We start from the raw sequence: 4,021 nt of genomic DNA, 5'->3' as shown, positions 1-4,021 counted from the left end.
CGCCGCATCCGTGCCGGCCGGCACCGAGGTGACGGTCCCCGGGGCCACCCCTTTCCTCACCTCACCGGCGGAGTTCTACCGCATCGACACCGCGCTCCGGGTGCCGCGGTTGCGCACCGCCGACTGGCGCCTGCGCATCCACGGGATGGTGGAACGGGAGGTGACGCTGACCTGGGACGATCTGGCCGCGTTCGAACCCGTCGAACGGATCCTCACGCTCACCTGCGTGTCCAACGAGGTGGGCGGCGACCTGGCCGGCAACGCCCGCTGGATCGGATACCGGATGAGCGACCTGCTCGCGCGGGCCGGGGTCCGCCCCGACGCCGACATGCTCCTGTCCACCAGCGTCGACGGCTTCACCTGCGGCACCCCCGTCGATGCCGTCCTCGACGGCCGCGACGCCCTGCTCGCCGTCGCGATGAACGGCGAGCCGCTGCCGTTCGAACACGGATACCCGGCCCGGCAGGTGGTGCCGGGCCTGTACGGGTACGTCTCCGCCACCAAGTGGGTCGTCGACTGGGAACTGACCCGCTTCGACCGGGCCGAGGCCTACTGGACGCGGCGCGGCTGGGCGGAGAAGGCCCCCGTCCGGACGGCCTCGCGCATCGACGTCCCCGCCGCGTTCGGCCGGCTCGAACCCGGGCCCGTGATCGTCGCCGGTACCGCGTGGGCGCAGCATCGCGGCATCGACCGCGTCGAGGTCCGGGTCGACGGCGGCCCCTGGAACGACGCCGTGCTCGCCGAGGAGTACTCCCTCGACACGTGGCGGCAGTGGACGTGGCGGTGGGACGCGACGCCCGGTACGCACGTGCTCGAGGTGCGGGCGACGGACGGCGAGGGCCGGGTGCAGGACGAGCAGCGTCGCCCGCCCGTCCCCGACGGCGCCACCGGCTGGCACAGCCGCACCGTCACGGTCGGGTGACGGGCGCGCCCCGGAACGGGACGTCAGCTGAAGACGACGGTCTTGCTGCCGTGCACCAGCACCCGGTCCTCGAGGTGCCAGCGCAGACCGCGGGCCAGCACCAGCTTCTCGACGTCGCGGCCGAGGCGCACCATGTCGCCGACCGTGTCGGCGTGACCGACGCGCACCACGTCCTGCTCGATGATCGGGCCGGCGTCCAGCTCGGGGGTCACGTAGTGGCACTTCGCGCCGATCAGCTTCACGCCGCGCGCGAAGGCCTGATGGTAGGGGCGTGCGCCGATGAACGACGGCAGGAAGCTGTGGTGGATGTTGATCGCCCGGCCCGCCCAGTGCTCGCACAGCTCGGGCGGCAGGATCTGCATGAACCGCGCCAGCACGACGGCGTGCGGATCGTGCACGTCGACGAGCTTGCGCACCTGCTCGAACGCGGGCCCGCGCTGTTCCGGGTCCTTGGGGAAGGACACGTAGTGGAAGTCGATGCCGTGCCGGCGGGTCACCCGCTCGAGGTCGGGGTGGTTCCCCACGACCGCGCAGATCTCCGCGTTCAGCTCGCCGGCGGCCACCCGGCCGAGGATGTCGTGCAGGCAGTGGCCCTCCTTGCTGACGAGGAGCACCACCCGCTTGGTCTCGCCGGTGTCCTGCAGCGTCCACTCGGTCTCCGGGCCCAGCTCCGCCGCGACGGTCGCGAACCGCTCACGCAGTTCGTCGAGGCCGAGCGGGATGGAGGAGGCACGCACCGCCTGACGAGTGAAGAACCAGCCGCTGTCGGGGTCCGCGTGGTAGCCGGCTTCGACGATCGAGCCGCCCACGTCCGCGAGGAAGGTCGAGATGCGGGCGACGATGCCGGTGGCGTCGGGGCAGCCCAGTGACAGTACATACCGACGGTCGTCGGACGAGGCAGCGGAGGTCATGCCGTCCAGTGTCTCAGGTGTGCATCCGGGTCGTTCCGGCCGGTCACACCGTCGCCGGGGGCCGCCGGACGGTGGCGGTCCCGACGAGGGTCGTCGCGTCGATCGTGTGGATGCCGCGCTCGGTGACGGCCGCCAGGAACTCGGCGCGCACCGCGGCGACCGCGTCGGCGTCGAGCCCGGCCAGGGCTGCCCGCAGGCCCGTCGCGGTCACCAACGTCCAGCACAGTTCCTCGGTGGCGGGCAGCAGATTCGACAGGGTGCGTACCTCCACCGAGTGGGTGCCGGCGGCCGCGAGCCACGCCTCGAGGGTGCGTGGCAGATCGATCGCGTGCAGCGGTGTCCGGTCGCGCAGCGACGGCCGGCCCGCCACCGCCGGGTTGCGGCGGCCGACGACGTCGAACAGCGTCGCGCTGATCTCCTCCATCGCCCCGGCCCGCCACACGGTGACGCCGATCCGGCCGCCGTGCCGGACCAGGCCGACCAGGCGGTCGAACGTGGCGTCCATGTGGGGCAGCAGGAACACGCCGTAGGAGATGGCGAGCGCGTCGTACCCGGCCTCCGGGACCGCGGACGGCGGTTCCCACGTGGTGGCGTCGGCGCACACGAAGTCGATGTTCTGCAGCGCCCGCTCGGCGGCGACGAGCCGGCCGAGCTCGAGCAGTTCGTCGGCGATGTCGATCGCGTGGACCCGGCCGGTCGGTCCCACCGCCGCGGCGGCGGGCAGCGCCGAGGCGCCGGCGCCGCAGCACACGTCCAGCACCGTCGCGTCGGGACCGGGCCCGAGCTGGAAGACCAGCGCCTGCCCCGCCGGGCCCCACACCGTCGGGGTGAGCCGGTCGAAGTCGCCGCTCGCGTCGTCGAAGGTGCTCGCGAGCCGTGCCGTCTCGTCCACTGCGTCGGTCATGCCTCGTCCTCGGGTTCTCGAATCCGAGGACGGAACCTCGGATGCCCAGCGGGAGTGCAGCCGATACCTTATTGCAGTTCCGAACGTTTCAGTTCCGAATGCTGAATGGCGAGCACCCGGGACGTCGAGCGGGTACATCCCGCGTCGAGCGGGTGGATTTCGCGGCGAACCGCGAGGGGAGGGCTCAGGAACCGCCCGCTCGCCACCACAACAGCCCGCTCGCGCCCGTGCGACGAGCGCGGCGCGGCGGCCTTCACGTGCTCCCCGGAGGGGACGGGCACCCTGCGGATTGCTCACACCCCGATTCGATGAGGGTGGGTGTAGATGTTCATGGTGTCCTCGCGCAGGAAACCGACCAGGGTCAGCCCGGATTCGTCAGCCAGGTCGATGGCGAGTGAGGACGGTGCGGAGACGGCGGCGAGGACGGGGATGCCGGCCATGACCGTCTTCTGGGCGAGTTCGAAGGAGGCGCGGCCGCTGACGAGCAGGACCGTTCCCCGGGCGGGGATGCGGTGGTTTTCGGTGGCCCAGCCGACGATCTTGTCCACGGCGTTGTGCCGGCCGACGTCCTCGCGCAGGGCGAGCAGGTCACCGGTGGCGGTGAACAGGCCGGCGGCGTGCAGGCCGCCGGTGCGGTCGAACACCTTCTGCGCCTCGCGCAGGGTGTGCGGCATGCCCGACAGGGCGGTGGGGTCGACGACGACGGGGTCGTCGGCCGGGGCGTGGCGGGTGCGTTGGCGGATCGCGTCGAGGGAGGCCTTGCCGCACACCCCACAGGAGGAGGTGGTGTAGAAGTTGCGCTCGATGCCGGTCTCGGGCAGTGCGACGCCGGGGGCGAGGTCGATGTCGAGGACGTTGTAGGTGTTGCGGCCGTTCTCGTCGGTGCTGTGGCAGTAGCGGATCGCGGCGATGTCGCCGCGGTCGCCGACGATGCCTTCGGTGAGCAGGAAGCCTTGGGCGAGTTCGATGTCGGAGCCGGGGGTGCGCATGGTCACCGCCAGCGCGGTGCCGTTGACCCGGAGTTCGAGGGGCTCTTCGACGACCACGGTATCCGGGCGTGTCGACTGTCGGTTCGCGTGGATGCGGGTGATGCGGGTGCGGGTGGTTACTCGTCCCATGCGACGCTCCGGTGCACCAGTTCGCCTCGCCCGGGTGATCCGGGGGAAGGCCGGCCGGGCGCCGTGCCCGGTGCCGCGGCGCCCTCGCGCCGAGGGGTGTGGGCTTCGAGGCGGATGGTGACGGCCTTGGACACGGGGGTGTTGGACTTGCGGGCGACGTGGTCGA

General features: G+C 72.0%; 4 protein-coding genes. 1 reads left to right on the top strand and 3 read right to left on the bottom strand.

Annotation, left to right across the window (positions count from 1 at the left end; genetic code table 11):
* A partial coding sequence (locus tag CQZ88_RS23550) for a molybdopterin-dependent oxidoreductase (protein WP_180987073.1) occupies positions 1 to 922 on the top strand: 922 nt, incomplete at its 5' end.
* A gap of 23 nt (positions 923 to 945) precedes the next feature.
* On the opposite strand, the gene purU is transcribed toward CQZ88_RS23550, so the two are convergent.
* From purU to fdhD, 3 genes are all read right to left on the bottom strand, one after another.
* Positions 946 to 1,833, bottom strand: coding sequence for a formyltetrahydrofolate deformylase (gene purU, locus CQZ88_RS23545; protein ID WP_102800394.1), 888 nt, complete (start codon positions 1,831 to 1,833; stop codon positions 946 to 948).
* 43 nt (positions 1,834 to 1,876) lie between these two features.
* Positions 1,877 to 2,737 (bottom strand): class I SAM-dependent methyltransferase, encoded by an 861-nt coding sequence (locus CQZ88_RS23540; RefSeq protein ID WP_102800393.1) that lies wholly within the window; start codon positions 2,735 to 2,737, stop codon positions 1,877 to 1,879.
* Between the two features lie 293 nt (positions 2,738 to 3,030).
* Positions 3,031 to 3,855: a formate dehydrogenase accessory sulfurtransferase FdhD gene (gene fdhD, locus CQZ88_RS23535; protein WP_006946513.1), complete on the bottom strand. Its 825-nt coding sequence runs from the start codon at positions 3,853 to 3,855 to the stop codon at positions 3,031 to 3,033.
* Between the last annotated feature and the right edge of the window lie 166 nt (positions 3,856 to 4,021).

The sequence above is a fragment of the Rhodococcus sp. ENV425 genome (assembly GCF_002887785.1).
GTDB lineage: Bacteria > Actinomycetota > Actinomycetes > Mycobacteriales > Mycobacteriaceae > Rhodococcus > Rhodococcus aetherivorans.
This window is presented reverse-complemented; position numbering and strand designations above follow the sequence as displayed.

Coding starts and splice junctions, on each gene's coding strand:
- purU (WP_102800394.1), bottom strand. CDS start 1,833: ATGACCTCCGCTGCCTCGTCCGACGACCGTCGGTATGTACTGTCACTG.
- CQZ88_RS23540 (WP_102800393.1), bottom strand. CDS start 2,737: ATGACCGACGCAGTGGACGAGACGGCACGGCTCGCGAGCACCTTCGAC.
- fdhD (WP_006946513.1), bottom strand. CDS start 3,855: ATGGGACGAGTAACCACCCGCACCCGCATCACCCGCATCCACGCGAAC.